The sequence below is a fragment of the uncultured Maribacter sp. genome (assembly GCF_947495965.1).
Classification (GTDB): domain Bacteria; phylum Bacteroidota; class Bacteroidia; order Flavobacteriales; family Flavobacteriaceae; genus Maribacter_B.
Map to the genome: position 1 here is coordinate 474,285 of NZ_CANMBB010000001.1, position 24,605 is coordinate 498,889.

Annotated in this window: 12 protein-coding genes; 11 read left to right on the forward strand and 1 reads right to left on the reverse strand. The window is 32.8% G+C overall.

All coding sequences use genetic code 11. The features are described 5' to 3' along the window. The first annotated feature begins 17 nt into the window (after nt 1–17). The 10 genes from Q0820_RS02005 (at nt 18) to Q0820_RS02050 (ending at nt 19,186) form a co-directional block, all read left to right on the forward strand. On the forward strand, nt 18–1,616 hold the full coding sequence (locus tag Q0820_RS02005; RefSeq protein ID WP_298484613.1) for a sulfatase-like hydrolase/transferase: 1,599 nt from the start codon (nt 18–20) through the stop codon (nt 1,614–1,616). Nucleotides 1,617–1,660: 44 nt separating this feature from the next. Next, entirely contained in the window at nt 1,661–3,496 is a 1,836-nt protein-coding gene (locus tag Q0820_RS02010) for a sulfatase-like hydrolase/transferase (RefSeq protein WP_298484615.1), read from the forward strand. A gap of 30 nt (nt 3,497–3,526) precedes the next feature. After that, a complete protein-coding gene (locus Q0820_RS02015) occupies nt 3,527–4,843 on the forward strand; it encodes a family 43 glycosylhydrolase (protein ID WP_298484617.1) in 1,317 nt (438 codons plus the stop codon). Between the two features lie 541 nt (nt 4,844–5,384). Beyond that, nucleotides 5,385–8,453: a TonB-dependent receptor gene (locus Q0820_RS02020; protein WP_298484619.1), complete on the forward strand. Its 3,069-nt coding sequence runs from the start codon at nt 5,385–5,387 to the stop codon at nt 8,451–8,453. Nucleotides 8,454–8,469: 16 nt separating this feature from the next. Beyond that, nucleotides 8,470–10,044, forward strand: a complete 1,575-nt coding sequence (locus Q0820_RS02025) for a RagB/SusD family nutrient uptake outer membrane protein (protein WP_298484620.1) — start codon at nt 8,470–8,472, stop codon at nt 10,042–10,044. Between the two features lie 72 nt (nt 10,045–10,116). Further along, a complete protein-coding gene (locus tag Q0820_RS02030; protein ID WP_298484621.1) occupies nt 10,117–13,401 on the forward strand; it encodes a VCBS repeat-containing protein in 3,285 nt (1,094 codons plus the stop codon). A gap of 86 nt (nt 13,402–13,487) precedes the next feature. After that, nucleotides 13,488–14,219, forward strand: coding sequence for a FadR/GntR family transcriptional regulator (locus Q0820_RS02035; RefSeq protein WP_298484623.1), 732 nt, complete (start codon nt 13,488–13,490; stop codon nt 14,217–14,219). Continuing rightward, nucleotides 14,216–15,373 carry a galactonate dehydratase gene (gene dgoD / locus Q0820_RS02040; protein ID WP_298484625.1) on the forward strand — a complete coding sequence of 386 codons (1,158 nt, stop codon included), beginning with the start codon at nt 14,216–14,218 and terminating at the stop codon, nt 15,371–15,373. Before Q0820_RS02035 ends, dgoD begins: the two co-directional genes overlap by 4 nt. A 26-nt stretch (nt 15,374–15,399) precedes the next feature. Further along, complete coding sequence (locus tag Q0820_RS02045) at nt 15,400–17,688, forward strand: sulfatase-like hydrolase/transferase (protein ID WP_298484627.1); 2,289 nt, start codon at nt 15,400–15,402, stop codon at nt 17,686–17,688. Next, a complete protein-coding gene (locus Q0820_RS02050) occupies nt 17,678–19,186 on the forward strand; it encodes a sulfatase (RefSeq protein WP_298484629.1) in 1,509 nt (502 codons plus the stop codon). The genes Q0820_RS02045 and Q0820_RS02050 overlap by 11 nt, the downstream gene beginning before the upstream one ends. A 50-nt stretch (nt 19,187–19,236) precedes the next feature. Here the strand turns inward: Q0820_RS02050 and Q0820_RS02055 are convergent, their stop codons facing one another. Then, nucleotides 19,237–20,760 carry an alpha-L-fucosidase gene (locus tag Q0820_RS02055; protein ID WP_298484631.1) on the reverse strand — a complete coding sequence of 508 codons (1,524 nt, stop codon included), beginning with the start codon at nt 20,758–20,760 and terminating at the stop codon, nt 19,237–19,239. 782 nt (nt 20,761–21,542) lie between these two features. On the opposite strand from Q0820_RS02055, the gene Q0820_RS02060 reads away from it, so the two are divergent. Continuing rightward, nucleotides 21,543–24,584: a TonB-dependent receptor gene (locus tag Q0820_RS02060; RefSeq protein ID WP_298484632.1), complete on the forward strand. Its 3,042-nt coding sequence runs from the start codon at nt 21,543–21,545 to the stop codon at nt 24,582–24,584. Nucleotides 24,585–24,605: the final 21 nt, after the last annotated feature.

Genomic DNA, 24,605 nt, shown 5'->3' on the forward strand with positions numbered 1-24,605 from the left:
CACTAAAATTTAAATTAATGAGAATAAATCTAGTTTTAATGGTTTTTGTACTGTCTTTTTTAACAGGGCATGCGCAAAAAAAGCCAAATATAGTACTGCTTTTTGCAGATGATATTAGTGCCAGAGAATTACCAATTTATGGTTCAACAGTTTGGAGTCCGCCAGAAGGAGGAACAACATCTAACTTAAAATATAAAGCGGAAACACCAGTTTTAGATAAAATAGCTAATGACGGTTGTTATATTAAAACTGCATGGGCATCTACCGTTTGCGGTCCAAGTAGAGCTATGATGATGACTGGCCGTTATGCCCATTTGCATAAATGGTGGCATAACAAAGACAAAGGAAAAGCACCTAACGGAAAAGGAAGTTGGAATTTGTATGATAGTTCTCCACATTCTATTGCTCATGTTGCAAAAGCTGGAGGGTATGCCACTTTTTGGGCAGGAAAAACGCAAATGAATATTGATGGGTTCCCTTTTGATGAAGGTTGCTTTACTCCTGGCGAAGGCTCTTATAACACACCAATACCTACCACAGATTTTAGATTAGAAACAAGAAAAATAAATGGCAAGAAAAAGATTTTTAATGCGGACACCAATAAACCAATTCATAAAAAAAGTTATGTACAATCTGGTTGGTATTGGAAACCTCATGTACAGTTAATGAATTACCCTAAAACGGAAGAAAAGTTTGTGTGGTGGCCAAATGATGAAAAATCTAAAAAAAGGTTTGGATTAAAAACTTTTGGTCCAGACATAGAATTGGAATTTACCTTTGATTTTATGGAAAGAAAAGCCAAAGAAGGCAAGCCTTTTTTCATATACCACACAAGTCATTTAGGTCATGATGCTTGGGATTTTTTAAACCCGAGTACTAAGGGTAAATGGCCAGGGACACCAAAGATTAATTGGGATGGCAAAAAATATACACGTACAACACCTAAAGTAACTGGAGATAATGGTGTTTACAATGATTATGGTACTATAACTATAAATGGAATTCACACCCATGTTAATTATTTAGATTATCAAGTATGGCAATACCTTAACAAATTCAAAGAATTGGGTATTGAAAACAATACTATCTTCATTTTTTGTGCAGATAATGGCACTAGTGGTTACGGTAAGTCTAGTCCCGTTTCTCAAAAAGGAACACATGTACCACTAATTATTTATGCTCCAGGAATGAACTTAACCAAAAAAGGGATGCAAAATGCACTAGTTAATATTGCCGATTTAGTACCTACAATTGCTGAATTTGGTGGTGTTACAATTCCAGATTCATATGAAATTAATGGAGAAAGCTTAGTGCCTTTTTTAACTACAAATAAACCTAATCACAGAGAATGGGTATATGGATATCATAAAGAAACTACTATTATTCGGGGAGATTTGGTTATGAAAGATGGTAATGATGTTTGGTATGATGTAAGTGAGTACCCAAAAGATTTAATTAGTTTTCCAAAAATCAAAGATTGGAACATGGTATCTGCTGCTCATAGAAAAGAGCGTGATGTACTAAAAAAAGTTATTCCAAATTTTGATTTACATGCAACAGAGCATGATGCTCCTAAAGGAGGTTATGGTAAAGTAGAAAAGTTACAAGTAAATTAAAAGAACTTTCAAAATAATAGAAAATCTAAACTAAAATAAAGACTATGCGTTCACATAAAATATATATTTTAATACTTCTATCATTCCTTTATGGAAAAGCTACATTAATAGCACAACAACAACCAAATGTTCTATGGGTGTTAACAGATGACCATCGTTATGATGCTATTCGTTCCTTTAACAAAATGCTTACTAATAATGAAATGAGTGGTTTAGGTTATGTTGAATCTCCAAATATTGACCGTTTAACCAAAATGGGAACAACTTTTTTAAACACCTACTCTCAGGCTCAAGGTTGTGCTCCATCTCGCGCTTCTATACATTACGGGCGTTACCCTTTCCGATCTGGTGTTTATGAATTTGAGTATCATAATAATAACACAGAAAACTCATATCCCCATTTACCTCAACAAATGGAAAAACTAGGTTACCAAACAGTTCATATTGGAAAATTAGGAGTTAGGTTAAGAACTATTAAAAATGGTAAAGCTGTTGACCCCAAAATGTATCAAACAGATATTAGTGCAAAAATTCTTGCAAATGAAGGCCTTGCAGAATGGGGTAAAATTTCTTTACTCAAAGAAATTGATGGGCAAAAATTAGCGAAACCTTTTAGAAACATTAAATACTTAAAAACTGAAGATGGAAAATTTCATTACTTCACAAAAGAATTGGAAGAGCAAAATCCGCAATTCGCAGGCATGGCAAAAAATATATATGAAAAGTTAGATTTACTGCGTAAGCATACCCCAAAAAAACCAGAAACGGAATTTAGTGATGGTATTTTAGGAGGCATAAGCCCAAGACCTGCTGGAAAAACACGTGACGGATACTATACTTCTTCTTTTATAAAATTCTTAGAAAATGAAAACAACACCTTTACATTAGGAACAAAAACATTTGATGGAATTGACACTTCTAAACCTTTATTTTGTCATATTGGCTATGATTTTCCACATACACCAGTTTTACCTCCAAAAGAATATAGGGAACGTTTTAAAAAACATAAATATAAAATACCTGAAATGACAAAAGAGGAATGGGCTAAAATGCCAGCTCAACTTAAAAAACAGGTAAATAATTCTTATTCTAATGATTTTACTGATGCGCAAAAATTAAAAATGATTCAGGATTATTATGCCTTTTGTGCTTACGGAGATGCTCTGGTAGGAGAATCTATTAATGCTTTTATTAACTATAGTAAAAGTAAAAAACAACCTTGGTTAGTTGTTTATGTTAACGGAGATCACGGTTGGAAATTAAATGAACACGGTGCATATTCAAAATTTACTCCTTGGGATATTGATGCACACAATCCAATTGTTGTAGTATCATCAGACAAAAAAGCATTTCCAGAAGGAAAAGTTATTACAGATTATACAGAATTTGTAGACATTGCGCCTACTATTTTAAATGCTGCAGGAGCAAATATTAATACCAAGAAATTTAGTTACTTAGATGGGTTAGATTTAGCAAATGTAGTATCTGGGAAAGCACCTAAAAGAGACTACGTAATAGGAGAAAGCCATGCAGTAACTGGCCCCCGTGCATTTATTAGAACTAAAGACTATGCCTTCTCAATGCAAACACGTCCAAATAAAAAAAGAGGTGTAAATATGTTATGGGCTCAAAACGCTTCATACAAAGAGTTAGATCCAGCATTGTATGATATGAATAAGGACCCTAATGAAAAAGAGAACTTAGCTTTTGATAAAAACTACAAAAAAGTTGTAGAAAAAATGAAGGCAAAATTGATAAACATTGTTCTAGGAGATAATAGAGCCGAGGTTCTTTGGGGTAAAGGAACAAAAGTAACTGGAATAAAAATAATTAAAAGTAATTTTGCACCTGGTGCTCATGATTATAAATTAAAACTCTAAAAACTACCCCACTATTAAATAATATAAAAAATGCAACTAAAAAACACTCTTTTAAGAACATTATATTTTACACTAATTGGATGTACAATAGTATCCTGTTCAGAACAACCAAAACAGGAATCAAAACAAAAACCTATAGCAAATCAAGAAAATACAGGTAAATTTCCTTATATAATTCCAAAGGAAAAGCCAAATTTTAAATTAAGTGCTGCTATAGAAAGAACATATAATAATTATAAAACAGCCAGACCAGATAGTAATGAGCTGTATACGCAATTTAAATATACAGAACTAAAAGGGTTTGATTATAATGGTAATGACGGAACTATTTCTCGAAGAGATCCTTCAAAAGTAATTTTTGAAAACGGAAAATATTACGTTTGGTATACACATAGAGATACAAAAACAGCTCCCGTTGGCGGAAAGAATGCTCATTTATCTACAGATGAAATTCCTTCTGCAGATTGGGATTTAGCCGATATTTTTTATGCTACATCAAAAGATGGTTTTACTTGGAAAGAAGAAGGCGTTGCTGTACCAAGACCGCCTAAACCTGAGGTAGGTTGGCGTTCCGTAACTACAACAGATATTCTTAAATGGAAAGGAAAATATTATTTATACTATCAAGGTTTTAGTGAAGCAAGTGGAAAAAGTGGTGGAGATAATTGCCCTGTAGCAGTTTCCTACGCAGATTCTCCAGATGGCCCATGGACTGCAGCAAATAAAATTGTTATTCCAAATGGTAACGAAGGAGAATGGGACCAATACTCTATTCATGACCCTTACCCTCTTGTTCATAACGGTAAAATATACCTCTACTATAAATCTGACTTTGACCGTAACCCAAATTTAAGTCGTATGCATGGGCTTGCTATTGCAGATAACCCATTAGGCCCCTTTAAAAAACACCCTTTAAACCCTATCATGAACTCTGGTCATGAAACTACTTTGTTTCCATTTAAAGAAGGGGTTGCTGCTTTAGCAATAAGAGATGGGGTAGAACATAACACTATACAATATGCTAAAGATTGGGTAAATTTTGAGATTGCATCTGTAGTTACATTAATGCCAAATGCCGGAGGACCTTTTATTCCAGATGCATTTACAAATACTACTAATGGTAGAGGAATTACTTGGGGAATATCTCATTTTACAAATGCGGCTGGAAATTATAAAAAAAACCACGGGATTTTAGCTCGTTTTGATTGCGATTTAAGTCTAGATGTTCATGATGAGCAAATGAAAAAATCGTATATTAATTACAACCCAGAATTTCATTATAAACACGGCTTAAGTAAAGAGCAAAAAAAACGTATTGATGAAGAAAATAAAAAATTAATAGAATAAGTAACATTCTTAATCCTTGATTTAAAAAATCAGAGCATTGAGTATTAAAATACTCAATGCTCTGATTTTTTTTTTATACAATCTAGTAAAGAAACAACCATTTTAAATGCTCATGCCATTGAATTTTTTCAGAACGAAGAAGGACCATGATATATTTCAAGTATAGTATGGCCTATGGTCTGAGTATATGTACGTTAGAATGGGCTAAAAAGGAATAAAAAACACCTTTCAAATTGAAATTAATTTTTTATTAAAAACCTATTCCTTAGAAATAAAACCTTCACTTTTTTAACCAAAAACCATTTGTTTTCATCATTTTTTAAATTATAAATACATAATATACACCCTAAAAACCCTTATTATCACAATAAATACGATGTAAAATTAAGAATTCTTCATAAATATTTGTTTTTCAAAAAAATTCCCTCAGAAACCATATGTTATCCATTTTTAAATATCTGTTTCCCAAAACCAATAATATCAAAAATATATTTGTCATACAACATACAAATTGTTTAACTAACTTAAACTCGAAATGCTTATGAAATTAGTAAAGTTTATTAAAAAGAAATGCCAACCGCGCACTTTTCTACTTGCGTTGTTTTGGATTGCAGGCTCTTCACTGGGTCTTGCACAAGATGCCACTTTAAGTGGTGTAGTAAAAGACAACACAGGGCAACCATTACCAGGTGCTAATGTTCTTGTAAAAGGTACTACCAACGGAACACAAACAGATTTTGATGGTAATTTTACCCTTAACGCTCCTAGTAATGGAACAATATCAGTAAGTTACATAGGTTTTGTAACCCAAGAAATTGCAATTAACAACCAATCTAGTATTACAGTAACTCTTGCAGAAGATGCTAGCCAATTAGATGAGGTTGTTGTTATTGGTTATGGTTCTCAAAAGAAATCAGATTTAACCGGTGCAGTGGCTACAGTAGGTTCTAAGGATATTGAAAAATATACTTATAATGATGCTTCGCAAGCATTACAAGGTAGAATGGCCGGTGTAAATGTACAAGCACAAGGTGGTGCTCCAGGAGCTGGTTCTGTAATTACTATTAGGGGTACTGGAACATTTAGTAACAATGGCCCGTTATATGTAATTGATGGGATGATTACTGGTAGCATGAATACTGTTAACCCTGGTGACATTGCTAGTGTTTCTGTATTAAAAGATGCTTCGGCAACTGCAATATATGGTTCTAGAGCAGCTAATGGTGTAGTAATAATAACTACCAAAAAAGGAAAAAAAGGAAAAGTTAGTATTGATTTAGATACTAGTTACGGATACCAAAAAGCTATTAACCAAATAGACTGGGCAGATGCTACACAATACGCTGCAATAGTTAATAGAGCAAATGATGCAGATGGTGTTCCAAGATACCCAGCAAATGATACAGAATTTGACCCAAACTATAGCAGTAATTTATACGATGATTCATTTAGAACTGCATCTATAAGTAATACAAACCTTAGAGTTTCTGGAGGTGGTGAAAATAGTGTTTATAGTCTTTCTTTAAATCAATTTGACCAAGATGGTGTTATTAAGTATTCAGATTTTAAAAGAACTACCGTAAGAGCTAATTTTGGATTAGATAAAGGAAAGTTTAATTTACAAAGTACAATTGGGTTAACAAGAACAGTAGATAACCCAAACCCATACTTTAATAAAGAAAGAAACTTATTACCAACTATTAGACTAAGAAATGATGCTGGAGAATGGAGTGCAGATGATAGAGCAGACAGAGGTATTACAACTGCCTATGGTGCTTTTTATGGCCCTGGTACAATAGCAAATGAATTAGCTATAGCAGCTTTAGAGGATAGAACTAATACGTTAAATACTGTTATTGGTAATGTATCTGGTTCTTATGAATTATTTGATGGATTAACATATAAGTTAAACTTAGGTATGGAATCCTCTTCAAGAAATAACTATACTTTTAGTCCAGATGAACAAGTAATTTACAATGGCTCTAATAAAGCAACATCAGAATTAAGAGAAACAAATACAAACCGTTTAAATACTTTAGTAGAACACACTCTTAACTACAAGAAATCTTTTAATAAACATAATGTAGATGTATTAGCTGGTTTTACAGATCAAAAAAATAATTCTAGATCTTTAGGTATTGTTGCTCTTAATGCAATTAATAATATTAGTGTAGCCGGTGCATTTAGTTCTGAAAATTTACAAAGTGCTCCTTCACAAGATATTACTTCTACTATTCAATCTTATTTTGGTAGATTAAATTATACATTTGATGATAGGTATTTATTAACGGCAAGTTTACGTCGTGATGGTTCTTCTTTGTTTAAAGAAGATTTAAGATGGGGTACTTTCCCTTCTATGGCAATAGGTTGGAATATTAGTAACGAACCATTTTTAGAAGATTTTGATGCTGTATCTAACATTAAACTAAGAGCAGGTTATGGAGAAATAGGATCTAATAATGTAAATCCTTATGCTATAGATCCTTCTATAAACCTTTTTAGCACATATATTTTAGGGGACACACAAACCAGACAATCTGGTTATGCGGTAACAAGAGGTGTAAATAGGAATATTTTTTGGGAGACTACTAAAACTACTAATATTGGTTTAGAATTTACTACTCTAAATAATAAGTTAAATGTAACTATGGATTATTTTATAAAAAAATCCGAAGACATTTTAGTAGACATTCAATTACCACTTTATTCTGGATTTGCAAATACAATCCCTTTTAATAGAGGAAATATAGAAAATAAAGGTTTTGAATTCTTAGCAACCTATGCGGATCAAATAGGAGATTTAAACTTTAACGTAACAGCTAACTTTTCTACCTTAGACAATGTAGTAACTTCTTTAGGAGGGCAAGCCCCTATAGTTGGTGGTGGTTTTACTTCTAATGGTTTACGAGGTACAAGAACTGATATTGGACAGCCCATTGGTTCTTTTTATGGTTATGTAACAGACGGTATTTACCAAACAGATGCAGAAGCTACCGCTGCTAATGACCAAGAAGGTAACCCTAGAGCTGGTGACCTGAAGTTTAAAGATTTTAACGGAGACGGCGTAGATCCTGATGATAGAAGATACCTTGGCTCATCGATTCCTAATTTTGAGTACGGATTTAACCTAACGGCAGACTATAAAGGTTTAGATTTAAGTTTATTTTTTAATGGTGTCGCGGGTAATAAAATTCTTAATTCTACTATATATAGAGGATATTTTGATTTTAATGGTAACTATTTAGCAGATGCTGCAAATGCATGGACACCAACTAATACGAACACTAGTGTTCCTAGAAATACACAAGTTGACCCTGGGTTTAACCGTAGAATGTCTGACTTTTATTTAGAAAGTGGAGCATATTTTCGTTTAAGAAATGCACAAATAGGATATACACTTCCTGATAATGTATTAGAAAAAATAAGAATCCCTAAAGTAAGATTATACGTTTCTGCAACAAACTTATTTACTATTAGCGATTATTCTGGTTACTATCCAGAAGTTGGTAGAAACAGTAGAGGTGGTACTAGCCAATTTAACAATGGAGTTGATGAAGGAAACTATCCTACTCCAAGAACGTATCAATTAGGTTTACAAGTTTCTTTTTAATAAAAAAATGAGAAAAATGAAAAAAAATAAAATCACAATAAAGGGAATACTTGCAATGTTTGCATTATTAGCCCTTAACCTAAATTGTTCCGATGATGCATTAAATCAGGACAATCCAAACATTCTTGTACCTACATCATTTTGGGGTACAGCAGAAGATGCAAATAAAGGTATTCTAGGAGCATACAGCCCTTTTATAGCCATAACTTATTATTCTAGATTTGAAATTTTCTTATCGGATTATAGAGATGATGTTGTGAATGGTTTTAATTCTTCTGACAGAACTGCTGCAGGAGCATTTAATGCTACCGCAGATCGTAATGCACCAAAATGGATGTGGGAAGCACAATTTAGAGGTGTTTCTAGAGCTAATGATGTTCTTTTTAACGTTCCAAATATAGAAATGGATGCAACTGAAAAAGAAAATATTCTTGGAGAAGCATATTTTATTAGAGCATTTAACTATTTTAATCTTTTAAATAATTTTTTAAATGTACCTCTAATTACAGTTCCTTTTGATCAAATGGAGGCTCCAGATTTAATACCACAAGCACCTCCGGCAGATGTTTGGACATTAATTGAAGAAGATTTAAAGAAAGCACAAACAATGCTTCCAGACTCGTGGTCAGCAAGCCAAACAGGTAGAGCAAGAGCTAAGGCTGCTACTGGTTTATTAGGTAAAGTTTACTTATACCAAGGTAAATACGGCCCTGCTAAAACGGAGTTCGCAAAAATTATGGACGGTAGCTTTGAGTTAATGGATGATTATGCTGCTAACTTTTCTGAAGAATTTGAAAATAACAAAGAATCTCTTTTTGAAATTCAACTTATTTCTGATGGTCAACAAGGTTGGGGAGCAGATAATGCAAATAGTGGTTCTGGTTCTGCTTTCCAAGCAGATTTAGCTCCTGTAGGTTATACAAACCAAAACACTATGAGAGTTAATCAGTGGGCATTAGATTTATTTTTAGATGAGCAAACTATTAACGGAGAAATTGATCCTAGAACCTACACAACCTTTTTCTGGAATACAAATGAAACTACAGAGTACGAAGGAAAAACATTAGCTTCTAGAACTTACCTTAACACATCGTATGCAGATGCCTTTGATGCTGCTGGTACAAACATATTTGGTAATAAATATGCCGATTGGGAATTTAATGGTAAAGAAGAGTCTAGAGATGGCGGATGGCATAGCTCTGGAAACAACTTAAGAATATTAAGATATGCAGATATTCTTTTAATGTTTGCTGAAGCTGACGTAATGGCTAATGGTGGCAACTCTACGCAAGAAGCAGTAGACGCTGTAAACGAAGTAAGAAGAAGAGTAGACATGCCAGAATTTACAACAGTTACAATGCAAGACATTGAAGATGAACGTGTAAAAGAATTAACTTTTGAAAGAACACGTTACTTTGATCTTTTAAGATGGGATAGAGTAAAATCTAGAATTGTTGATAACCCAGATTTAAAATCTGAAAGCGGCGGAACTAGTTCTTACAAACCAGGAAGAGAATATTTAGCTATTCCTCTTTCAGAATTAGATGGTAACAATAATGACGAAGGGTTTAAGCAAAATCCAGGTTACTAATAATCGAGAGTTAGTAATTTTAAAGGGAACCGTTTTATAGCGGTTCCTTTTTAATTATATTTATATTTAACTATGAAAAAGATAATTACACCTTTTATTATTTTATTTATAGTTTTTTCTTGCACTAAAGAAAGCACTATAGATAAGAAATTTATAGCGCTAGACAATACTAAATCTGGTGTAAATTTTTCTAATAATATAATAGAGAATGATACTTTAAACTACTTCTCTTTTCCATATTTATACCTCGGAGCTGGAGTATCTGTTGGAGATATTAATAATGACGGATTATCCGATATTTACTTTACAGGTAACCTTACCCCAAATAAATTATATCTTAATAAAGGAAATTTACAGTTTGAAGACATTACAGAAAAAGCTGGTATTACGGGAGATAATAGATGGTATTCTGGAACCACAATGGCCGATGTAAATAATGATGGTTTTTTAGATATTTATTTAAGCGTTTCTGGTAAGTTTAACACCACAGCAAACCAACTGTTTATTAATAACGGGGACAATACTTTTACAGAAAAAGCAGCCGAATACGGTATTGCCGATGAAAGTATTTCTATACAATCTACTTTCTTTGATTATGATAATGACGGTCTTTTAGATCTGTTTGTTGCTAATTACCCTAACGTTTTAGTTAGCATGGGTAATCAATATTACAAAAACAAAATGGATCTTAATGCTCATAAGGATTCTGGGCATTTATATAAAAATAACGGAGACGGAACCTTCTCCGATGTTACTGAAAAATCTGGATTACAAAATTTCGGATTAACACTAGGTATAGTTGCATCAGACTTTAATAATGATGGTCATAAGGATTTATATTTAAGTAATGATTTTAATGTGCCAGACTATTTATACCAAAACAATGGCGATGGTACTTTTACCGAAATTTCAAAAAAAGCAGCAAAGCATACCTCCATGTTTGGGATGGGCTTAGATGTAAATGATTTTAACAATGACGCTCTAGCAGACATACTTCAAGTAGATATGACGCCTTCAGATTATAAGCGCTCTAAAACCAATATGGCTAGTATGAGTCCTGAAACATTTTATGAGTCAGTTGCTTTGGGTTTTAATCACCAATACATGCAAAATTCTTTGCAATTAAACAACGGCATTTCTAGCAATAACACTCCTATTTTCAGTGAGCTTTCTAGATTTTCTAACATGTCTAACACAGACTGGAGCTGGGGAGCCTTATTCGCAGATTTTGATAATGATGGATGGAAAGATGTTTTTATATCTAACGGTGTAAAAAGAGATGTAAATAATAACGATGTAAACGTAAAATACAAGTCTGAAAACTTCTTTGGAGAAAACAAGAACAAAGACTTTAGATTAATGCCTAGTACTCCTATTGGCAACTTTGCTTTTGCTAATAATAAAAATCTTTCTTTCTCTAACGTAAGTAAAGAATGGGGATTAGATACACCAGGATTTTCTAATGGTTTTGCATATGCAGATTTAGATTTAGATGGTGATTTAGATTTAATTATAAATAATTTAGATACCCCAGCATCTATCTATGAAAATAAAAATAGTAGTACTAGTAATTATTTAAGAATACAACTACAGGGAACAAAAAATAATCCATTTGCTTTAGGTGCAAAAGTCATTATTAATGAAAGTAGAACAAAACAAAGTCAAGAATTAACTCTAACAAGAGGATATCAATCTAGTGTAGAACCTATACTACATTTTGGATTAGGGGAGTCCAAAGAAAAAAACAAAATCAAAGTTATTTGGCCCAATGGAAAAATACAAGTTGTTAAAAATGTAAACCCCAATCAGCTTCTTAAAATAAAATATGACTCTCTACATGTTCGGGAAGAAACATCCATAAAAGAGAATCATGATTTTGTAAATATATCTTCCAAAATAACCCCGTTATTTAACCATACGGAAGACGTGTATAATGATTTTAAAACGGAACCTTTATTACCACATAGATATTCACAACTTGGTGCAAAAATTGCAGTAGGAGATGTAAATTTAGACGGATTAGAAGATTTTTTTATTGGGAATGCCAAGGGGAGTTCTGGTGCTATGTATATTCAAAATAAAAATGGAGAATTTACATTAGAAACTGGTCCTTGGGAACAAGACTCACAATATGAAGATACTGGTGTTTTACTTTTTGATGCCGATAATGATAAAGATTTAGATTTATATGTTGTAAATGGCGGTAACCATAACAATACCAAACAAAGTTACTATCAAGATAGGCTTTATATAAACACTCCTTCTGGTTTTATAAAAAGTACTAAAACACTACCCGAAATTACAGCTAGCGGACAAGAAGTTATTAGTGCAGATTATGATAATGATGGAGATTTAGATTTATTTATTGGAGGAAGAATTACGCCTGGAAAATATCCATTCCCTGCAGAAAGTTATATTTTAAGAAATGATGGAGGAAAAGATTTAGACATAAAGTACACTAATGTAACTAACAAAGTAGCTCCCGAGCTTTCTGAAGCAGGAATGATTACTTCTGCCATTTGGGACGATTTTAATAACGATACTAAAATTGATTTAATAGTAACTGGAGAGTGGATGCCAATTAGGTTCTTTAAAAACAATGGAGAAACTTTTAGCGAAGTAAGCAATCAATTAGGATTTTCTAACCAAAAAGGTTGGTGGTATAGCTTACAAAAGGTAGATATTGATGCCGATGGCGATATGGATTATTTAGCTGGCAACTTAGGATTAAATTACAAGTATAAGGCTAGCAAAAAAGCTCCTTTTGAAGTATTTGCCAATGATTTTGATGAAAATGGTAGTATGGATATTGTTTTAAGTTATAAAAAATACGGCACACAACTTCCTTTACGCGGTAGAGAATGCTCTTCACAACAGGTTCCTGCTATTAAAAAAAGATTCGAAACTTTTGAATCTTTTGCGAATGCAGATTTAAATGATATTTATGGAGAAAAAATGCTAAACTCCTCTTTACACTATCAAGCCCAGACCTTTGCGCACCAATGGATAGAAAATTTAGGAGACGGCACTTATAAAACTCATAAACTTCCAAATAGAGCACAAACTTCTTCTATAAATAAATTTCATATTTTTGACTATAACGGAGATAAATACCCCGATGTTCTATTGGCTGGTAATTTATATCAATCCGAAGTGGAAACCCCCCGTAATGATGCTAGTATAGGATTAATTCTTATAGGAAATGCAAATGGCTATACCATTGTAAATCCTACAGAAAGTAATTTGTTTTTAGATGGTGATATTAGAGACTTATCTAAAATTAAATTACATAATCAGGAGAAAGCTTTTTTAGTTGCCAAAAACAATGAAAAGTTACTCTTATTAAAACATAATTAATTTTTTAACCAAATATTAAAAAAAAGATACATTATTACATAAATTTGTATGATGTCTTATAAATTTATATTTTAATAACAAAAAAAATGTTTTCACCAATAGGAAATTCAAAGTCATTATCACAACAAATTGAAGAGGAGATTACTGTTGCTATACGTAAGGGACAATACCTACCGGGCCAAAAAATACCAACAGAAAAAGAACTTTGCGAAATATTTAAAGTTAGTAGAACTGCAGTAAGAGAAGCTATAAAAACCATGGCTGCTCGCGGTATTATTGTTGTAAAAAAAGGAAGTGGCGCATATGTTTCTGAAGTTAGTATTCAAAATGTTTCTGAAAGTTTAAATATGTTTTTTGAACTTTCTTCTAACAAAGATTTAATCTTACAAACTATTAAAACTAGACAATTAATAGAGCCTATTATAGCTTCTGAAGCTGCAAAATATAGAACTAAAAAACATATTACATTACTTCAAAAGAATCTTGAAGACATAAAAAAATGTGATTTATTAGATTCTAAAACAGAGGCAGAGTTAGATAATGCATTCCACAAAATACTTGTATCCATACCACAGAATAATATTTTAGAGCTTTTACTTAGTCCCATCTTTAATCTTATGCCAAAATTTAAAGAAAGTGTTTTTGCAAAACCTACAGATGGAGATTTACTTAAAGAAAAAGAAAAAATGATAATTCATCATACTAACATCTTAAATGCCATTATAGATCAAGATGGAGATTTAGCATCAAAATCTATGAAAAACCATTTAGCAACTACCCATGCTAATTATATTAAATCACAAGAACTGAAAAAATGAAAGACCTAAATATTGAAAAAATAGAACTCTTTAAAGTTCCTCCTAGATGGTTATTCCTAAAAATAACCACCAAATGTGGTATTATAGGCTGGGGAGAACCGGTTGTAGAAGGCAAAGCAGACACTGTAGCTGCTTGCATTAAAGAACTAGAACAATATATAATTGGCAAAGATGCAAGTGCAATAGAAGATATATGGCAAATACTTTATAGAGGTGGTTTTTATAGAGGTGGTCCTATTTTAATGAGTGCCATATCTGGTATAGATCAAGCTTTATGGGACATTAAAGGAAAACACTTAAATGTTCCTGTTCATCAGTTATTAGGAGGTGCTGTTCGTAATAAAATGAAAATGTATTGTTGGATTGGGGGGGACAATCCTGATGTTATCTTAGAACAAGCACAAGAAAAAGTAAATGCTGGGTATAAAGCTGTTAAAATGAATGCCACTGGCGGCATGGAATGGGTATCCTCATTAAAAGACATAAAAACAGTTGCCAATAACATTAAATTATTAAGAGAAGAATTTGGGTATGATTTAGATATAGGTTTAGATTTTCATGGTAGAGTGCATAAGCCTATGGTAAAAAAACTAATTTCTGAGTTAGAACCATACGAACCTATGTTTATAGAAGAGCCTGTTTTAAGCGAAAACAATGACGCCTTAAAACATATATATTCTTATACCAACATCCCTATTGCAACTGGAGAGCGCATGTTTTCTCGATGGGATTTTAAAGATATTTTACACCAAGGTGTTGTAGATATAATTCAGCCAGACTTAAGCCATGCTGGTGGTATTTCTGAGGTAAGACGTATTGCTGCAATGGCAGAAGCTTATGATATTACTCTTGCTCCACACTGCCCATTAGGACCTATTTCTTTAGCATCTGCATTACAAGTAGACTTTGTATCTGCCAACGCTATTATTCAAGAAAGTAGTTTAGGCATTCATTACAACCAAGGTTGTGACCTTCTAGATTATATGGAAAATCCTGAGATTTTTAATTTAGAAGATGGATATATTAAACTATTAGAAAAACCTGGATTAGGAGTAAGTATTAATGAAGAAAAGCTCAGAGAAGGTAATAAAATAGGCCATAATTGGTCTAATCCTATTTGGCGTAACAAAGATGGTAATTTCTCAGAATGGTAATCTTACCAGTAAAATAAAAAATTAAAATGAAAAGAAATATTATATTCTACACCTCAACTTTTGCAATACTTTTTGGTTTATTTTTAATAAGTTGCACCACAAAATTAACTGCACAAAAAGAAAATACAAAGCCTAACATTATCTTAATTATGTTAGATGATTTAGGCTCCGAAGCCATAGGAACATACGGAGGCACATCGTACAACACACCAAATTTTGATAAACTTGCTGCTACAGGTATACAATTTAACCAGGCATATGCGCAACCCCTTTGTACACCATCGCGTATAAAAATAATGACTGGCAAATACAACTTTAGAAACTGGGAAGCTTTTGGAATTTTAAATAAGAAGCAAAAAACTTTTGGCCACCTAATGCAAGAAGCTGGTTATGCTACCTGCATGGTTGGTAAATGGCAATTACAAAGTTATGATCCTGAAGATTACCCTGGAGCAGAGTACCGAAGAGGCACGGGAATGAAGGTAGAAGATGCAGGATTTGATGAGTATAGCATGTTCCATGCATTTCATACAGAAGATAAAGGTTCTCGTTTTGCAAACCCTACTATATATCAAAATGGAGCTTATTTAGAAAATACAAAAGGAAAATATGGTCCAGATATTTTTTCTGACTATTTAAATGAATTTGTAAACAAACAGAAAGACAAACCATTTTTTGTGTATTACCCTATGGCACTTACACATGACCCTTTTTCCCCTACCCCAGATAGTGACATATGGAAAAACGAAGAAAGAAGATTAGATGATGACCCTATTTATTTTAAAGATATGGTTGCTTATTCTGATAAAATTATAGGGAAAATTATAAAAAATCTTGAAGAAAAAGGAATTCGTGATGAAACATTAATTCTAATTTATTCTGATAACGGAACACACCAAAAAATAACCTCTAAAATTGGGGATAAAATTATACAAGGCGGCAAAGGTTTAACCACAGAAAATGGCATAAAAGTACCTTGCATTGCCAACTGGCCAAGTGTAATTAAAGAAGGAATGGTCTCCAACGAATTTGTAGATGCTATAGATTTTTTACCAACATTACTAGAAGTTAGCGGTACCCCTATACCAAATAATTTTAAAACTGATGGAGAAAGTTTACTACCTATAATGAAAGGACAGCCAATAAAACGTAGAGATTGGGTATACATAAGCTACAACCCAAAACCAGGTGTAGGCAAAGACCATTTTCATCCAGCAGAATTTGTACTAAATAAAAAATACAAACTATATGGAGATGGAAGATTTTATGATATAGAAAATGATTCCTCAGAAAAAGACACACTTATACTATCTAAAAATGATAAAGAAGTTTTTAAAATAAAAAAACGTTTTAAAAAGATAATAGATTCCTTAAAAAAATATCCATCTTTTGGGTTTATAGAAAGACTAGACCCTTCTTTAGATACTATAATATCTAAACATGCAAGAATAGATTTAGTTGCAGAAGGCTTTAATTGGTCTGAAGGTCCTGTATGGCAGCCTAAAGGGCAAAAACTACTATTCTCTGATGTGCCAGAAAATAAAATGTATCAATGGAATGATATAGATGGATTAAGTCTATACATGTCACCTTCAGGATATACTGGAGATAATAAAAAAATAACTAAAGGCTCTAACGGCTTAACATTAGATTCAGATGGTAATTTAATAATATGCCAAGTTGGGGATAGAAGAATTAGTAAATTGGTAAGCTTAAAAGATTCTTTAAATCCTGTTTTTGAATCCATTACAACAAATTATAAAGGAAATGCTTTTAATTCTCCAAACGATTTAGTTTATGACTATAATGGAAACCTATATTTTACAGATCCATCTTTTGGTTTAGGAAAAAAGAAAAGTGCTATTGGGTTTAATGGCGTATATTTCTTAAGTAAAGGCGGAAAATTAACGCTATTAGATAAAACAATACAGGCTCCAAACGGTATTGCAGTATCACATGACAATAAAACACTTTACGTTGCGGATTCTCACAAAACTAAACCTTCTATATGGGCTTATGATATAATAAAAGATGGGAAAGTAAAAAACAAAAGAATATTTTTTGATGCAACTAAACTTAGAGAAAAAAGTATTGACAAACAATCGCCTGATGGTATAAAAATAGACAAAAACGGAAATCTATTTTTAGCTGGCCCTGGAGGTGTACTTATTATCTCTCCTTCTGGAAAACATTTAGGAACTATACGTACTGATAAAAATACCGGAAATTGTGAATTTACAGATGATGGTAGGTTTTTGTTCATTACCTGCGATGATTACCTTTTAAGAGTTAACCTAAGACCTTATGCAAAATAAAAACATAATACTATATACTTTTCTATTAAGTATTTTAGTTACAAGTTGTAATTCTAAAAGCAAAAAGGCAATTGAGAAAAACACCCCTCCTAATATCATTTTAATCCTTGCAGATGATATGGCTTGGGATGATAGTGGCGCTTATGGGCATCCTAAAATAAAAACGCCAAACATAGACAAACTTGCAGAAGAAGGCATGCGGTTTGACCAAGCTTTTTTAACAGCTAGCTCTTGTAGCCCAAGTAGAACAAGTATTATTACTGGTTTATACCCCCATAACACAAATGCAGAACAACTACATTGGCCATTAACACCCGATAAGGAAACTTTTGTAGAACATTTAAAAGCATCTGGATATTGGACAGCTCAAGCAGGAAAATGGCACTTAGGAGATGCCATAAAAGATAGGTTTAATAAAGTGTATGATGTTGGTACTTCTGGATTTCAGCTTGCTCCTGATGGTAAAAAAGCAGTTCAAAAAGGAGATGGTAGCGGTTGCGAAAATTGGGTCCCCCTAATAAAAGAAACACCAAAAAACCAACCTTTCTTCTTATGGTTAGCAGCCGTAGATCCACATAGACCATACACAGATAGTATAATTAGTAATCCTCATGAATTACATGATGTTATTTTACCTCCATATTTTCCGGATACTAAAGAAGCTCGTAAAGATTTTGTGTATTACTATAATGAAATTACAAGACTAGACAATTATGTTGGCAAAGTAGTTACACAATTAGAAAAGCAAAACCTTACTGAGAATACTTTAATTTTATTTATTAGTGATAATGGAAGACCATTCCCTAGAGATAAAACTACGTTATATGATGGCGGTATAAAAACCCCATGGATTGTAAAATGGCCTAAAAAAATAAAACCAAACTCTGTTTGTAAAAATCTGGTTAGTTCCATTGATATTGCTCCAACCTTTTTAAAACTAGCTGACTTAGAAGCAAGGCAAAATTTTAAAGGCAAAGACTTTTCCATACTCCTTACTAATCCTGAGGAAAATATTAGAGATAATATTTATGCAGAAGACCATTGGCATGATTATGAAGATTACACTAGAGCTATTAGAACCAAAGAATATAAATACATAAAGAATTTTTATCCAGATTTACCCAATACACCTTCTGCAGACGCTTTTACCAGCGGCACATTTAAGAGCATGATGAACTTAAAAGAAAAAGGAGAATTAAATGAAGCCCAATTAGCTTGCTTTAAAACACCAAGAGCAACAGAAGAGCTTTACAATACTGTCATAGACCCTTATGAATTAAACAATTTGGCTTTAAATCCAGAGTACAAAACGGTTCTAGAAAACTTAAGAGTTAAAATGAAAAAAATTAGAACTAATACTAATGATAGCCTTCCTGCATTTAGAACACCAGATGAGTTTGATAGAATTACAGGAAAACCTAACTCTTTTAGAAAAAGGCCAAGACCCTCTAAAAAAGAAATGGCCAAGATTATTTTAAATATGCATGAAACCAAATAACCAAAACCAAGAAAAAAAGGAGGCCTTAATTGCCTCCTTTTTTTCATCTATTATTCTAGTTCAAACTTAAACACTGTAGCTATAGTATCCATTTTAGCATTAGGTACCGTTAACTCAAAATATTCATCATTTAAATCATATGCAACTTCTTGTTCTGAACCTAAAAGAACTATCCTCTTTATTTTAGAATGAGGGCTGTATCTATGCTTTGCAAGTAATCTTAAATTTATTTTCTTACCAACTTCTGGTTTTCCTAGACAAATTAAATACAAACTCTTTTCGTCTTTAGATTGCGTAAACCTAATATCACTAGCGGTATACTTTACAGTAGCAGATTGCCCTCCAAAATGTCCTTCTCCAGCATCTGCATCCCCAAAACCAAATAAATCCCATGGTTTTGTATTATATATTGCTTCTCCGTATTTAGAAAACCAATCTCCCATTTCATGTAAAACAACTCTTTGCTCCTTAGGAATACTGCCATCTGCTTTAGGGGATACATTTAATAAAACTACTCCATTTTTACTAACAACATCTATAAGGTTCCTCATAACCAAACCAGCAGACTTGTATGTTTGTCCCTGAATATAGCTCCAAGATTTAGTACTCAATGTAATATCCGTCATCCAAGGTCTTTCTGTAATATCTCTTCTTCCCCCTTGTTCTATATCTTGTACACCAACCTCATTAGGTAAGTCCCATTGCTTATAGCCAATTAAAACTTCTTGCTTATTTCTCTGAGCAGCATTAAAATAGTCTGCACACATTTGTTGCACTCTTTCCTCTGGAATAAAATTAAACCAAGAATCAAACCAAATAGCATCTGGCTTATATTGCTCTACTACCTCTGTTATTTGATCCGACCAATATTTATGAAACTCATCCGCTGGAATATTACCATATAATTTACGCAACTCAGGGTCTGTTGAAGAAGTATGGTATTTTGGATTATATGTAAAATGACTATCAAACTTTCCCCAATTTTTAGGAGTATCTGCATTTCTCTGTAAGTTGCGAGCATGATGAAAAGTTGTAATTAATTTCATGTCATTATTTCTTACAGCACTAGCTAACTCTCCCGTTATATCTCTTTTAGGACCTTTTTTAACAGAGTTCCATGGGTTAACTTTACTATCCCACATAGCAAAACCATCATGATGTTGTGCTACAGGCCCAGCAAATTTTGCGCCTGCACGTTTAAAAAGTGCAACCCATTCTTCTGCATCAAAGTTTTCTGCAGTAAATTTTGGAACAAAATCATGATACCCAAATTCTTCTTGAGAACCATATTTTTTTTTATGAAATTCATACTCTTTAGTTCCTTTTATATACATTTTACTTGGGTACCATTCACTTCCAAAAGCTGGAACAGAATATACTCCCCAATGAAAATAAATACCCAATTTTGCATCCTGAAACCATTGCGGGGCTTCTTCATGTTTTGATAAAGATTCCCAATTAGCAACATATTCCTTCTCTAGTGCATCATTTTTTTCTATTTTAACTCCTTTAGACTCTTTACAAGAATATATTTGTATTGAAATAATAATTGCAAGCGTAATTTTTTTTAGCATAATTTTTTCTTTAAAAAAGTAATCTAATTCATCTTAAAAATGAATTTTACCTAATACTCAAAGGTTTAAAAAATAAAAAAAAATCCTAGCGTTATTTGATTTATTTACTATCATAAATGATCTTAAACTACTATATTCCCCTATACACCCTAGTTTTTAAAGTATAAAATACAAACACTTCACAAATATCATATCAATAAATAATAAGCGTAAATTTTACGTATTTAAAAAAAATAACCTATATTTAAATTATTTTTATAAAATAATTGCGTCTTTTAACTCGAAAACGCAATTTGCGACACTCAAACATACAATCGATTGTATGGTATTTAAAACTCAAAACTATTATTAACTCAAAACAAAAATTCTTATGAAAAACTACCCAACAAAAACTTGAGAAAAACTCTCACAAAAGCTATAATTTGTTGAAAAAAATTGACTTTAGGTAGAATAGTGTCAACTTAGGTTAAAATTAGCCCATACCATTTTACTCCTAATTTTATAAATTTAGATAGTAGATTCCAATAAGAGTCTATTATACTATACAATTTTTTGAATCCTAAAAATTAGCTTTAAAAATTCATTTTATTTAAGTATCAAGTACATTACTTAATTGGTATAGATAGCTAAAAAATTAACAAGCTATATCTATAGGCTGGATTCCTATGTCTTTTTTTATCTAAAAAATATGCTAGATAAATAGTACTACTCCACCTCTCAATTAGTTTTAAATGACTTGATGTTATTAACTCAACCTATTTTTAACTTAAAATTAAAGAATTATGAAAAAACGAATTAAAGAACTCATAAGAAAATGCTTCCTTTCTGGGCTTTTTCTTTTGTTTATGGGAATACAATATTCGTATGCTCAACAAACCATATCAGGGGTTGTCACTGATGAAAATAACCAGCCAGTTCCTGGAGCAAACATTGTTATTAAAGGAACAACCAATGGTACTCAAACAGATTTTGATGGTAATTTCAATATTACTGCTGCTGCTTCAGATGTACTTGTTATTTCCTATTTAGGGTATGCCACAAAAAGTATAACTATTGGCAATCAAACCACAATTAATGTTCAATTGGTAGAAGATGCTAGTCAGCTAGAAGAAGTTGTTGTTATTGGTTACGGTACTTCCAAAAAGAGTGATGTAACCGGAGCTGTTGCGCAAGTAACAGCAAAATCATTTGAAAACCAACCTCTAACTCGTGTTGAAGATGCACTACAAGGTAGAGCTGCTGGTGTTACTGTTGCTGGTTCTGGGCAACCAGGAGCTGGTATGAAAGTAAGAATTAGAGGGGTAAACTCTATTACAGGTAGTAATGAGCCTTTAGTTGTAGTTGATGGTGTCTTTGGTGGAGATTTAAGAACAATCAACCCTAATAATATTCAATCAATGGAAGTCTTAAAAGATGCCTCTGCTCTCGCAATTTATGGTTCAAGAGGATCAAATGGGGTAATTTTAGTAACTACAAAAAAAGGTTCTGGTAAAGCTAAAATAAGTATTGATCAGTTTGTATCATTCTCTACAGTTAACAAAAGGTTAGAAACATTAAGTTCTGCACAATTTGCCCAGCTTGAAAATGATGATTTTATTGCCGACCCGGTAAATGATCCCGCAGATGCACCTTATACTACAGCAGAAATAGCTGATTTTGAAGCAAATCCGATAAGGTATCAAGATTTGATATTTCAAACAGGAATAACAAACAACACGCAGGTTTCTGTTAGTGGTGGAAGTGACGATGGAGTTCGCTATTTTGTTTCTGGAAATTATATAGACCAAACAGGAACGCAGATTACTTCTAAGTATAACAGATACTCATTTAGATCAAATTTAAGTAAAAAATTTAACGACAAATTTAGTCTTGCGGCCAATGTAACGTTAAGCAGGGAAATAGTTACAAACAACCAAGATGCTTTTGGTGGAGGAGATGGATCAGGTATTCTTCGTGCGATAACTTGGGATCCTACGGCGCCAGTTCGTGATTCAGAAGGTAATTATATTTTAAGATCACCTAGAGAGGTTGCCAATAATAACTATAATCCTATAAGAAGATTAGAACTTAGTAATGATGAGGAAACTACAGATCGTTTAAATTTAACCTTAAATGCAAAGTATAACTTTTCGGATAATTTTAGTTATACTTTAATCGGATCAATTGCTACACAAAATCAGTCGGACGAGTCATATCGGGTTGAGGGTGATTTCGATGCCACTGGATTTAACAACTTCGGCTACCGTAATTTCAATAATACCTTTTACCAAGTAAGTAATATACTAAATTGGAACAAAGAATTTGGAAAAAACAATTTTGATGTTACTGGTGTATATGAAGTACAAGGAGATCGTGGCGTTACAAATGGGTATAATGCATCAGATATACTGCAAACCAGTCTTTATTTAGCCGATGAAACTACTGCAGAAAATTTCTTTAATAATGGTAACGTTAAATCCATTCAGTCGTACTTAGGTCGTGTTCAATACAATTATGATAATTTTGTATACCTCACAGGTTCATTAAGAATTGATGAATCCTCCAAATTTACAAAAGGTAATAGAACCGGTTATTTTCCATCTGGCGCTCTAGCTTTTAATTTTGCAAACAAACCATTCATTCAAGATAGCGAAGTCTTTTCCGCTTTAAAGATTCGAACAGGTTGGGGACAAGTGGGTAATGAAAATATTGCTGTGGGTGCTGGTGACCCCCAAAGAGTACGTAATTTGGGAGCATATTTCGGAGGAGAGCGATTAAACGGTGATAGAGACACTCAGGTAGGTAATCCTGACTTAGTATGGGAAACAACTACACAAGCTAATGTAGGACTTGATTTTGGATTCTTAAATAATCGTATCTCCGGTTCAATAGATTATTTTAATAAAGACACTGATGACCTACTATTGAGAATACTCGTTCCAAACACTAGATTTGATAAATACATAAATGCTGGTTCCGTAAATAATAGAGGTATCGATTTTTCATTATCAGCAGGTATCGTACAAAATGACAATTTCAGCTGGAACGCTACCTTTAATCTTTCAAAAATAAAAAATAAGGTAACAAAACTTAATGATCCTGAAATAGATGAGATACAGGGTACCGTACAGGGTATTGGAGGTGCTGGAATCTTTCTGAATTCCATTAAAATAGGTGAGCCTATTGGTAGCTTTCGTGGATATGAATATCTAGGCACTTGGAAAACTACTGATAACATACCTGTAGATAGTGATGGTAGTCCGTTATACCAACCAGGTGATGCTAAATTCGGGTTAGATGAAAATAACAATTTGGAATTTAGAACGCTTGGGAGTGGTCTACCAGAAATTACCTTTGGATTTAATAATACCTTTACATATAAGAATTGGGATTTAAATATGTTTTGGAACGGATCTTTAGGCTTCGAAGTTTACAATCAAGTTACAGGTACCATAACTGGAAATGGAGGAAATAGAAGTAACCTTTCCCCAACGGTATATGATAGTTGGACTCCAGATAACGAAACTGATATTCCTAGAAGATTTACAGCAAATGTTTTAAACAGTTCAAGATGGGTAGAAAAAGGAGATTTTGTAAGGTTAAGTAACCTAAGGTTAGGTTACACCTTCAATGAAGGTCTTATCAAAGGTGTTAGTAGCCTACAATTATATGCAAGTGCAGCAAACTTAGTATTAATCACAAATTATAGTGGCTATGATCCAGAAGTTTCTTCTACAGTAAGATCTAGTGGTAATAGAGCAAACCCAGATGCAGGTGCTGGTATTGATACAGGAGCGTACCCAAATCCAACAACTGGAACCTTAGGACTTAAAGTAACATTCTAAAAGTAAAAAAATAATTATCTT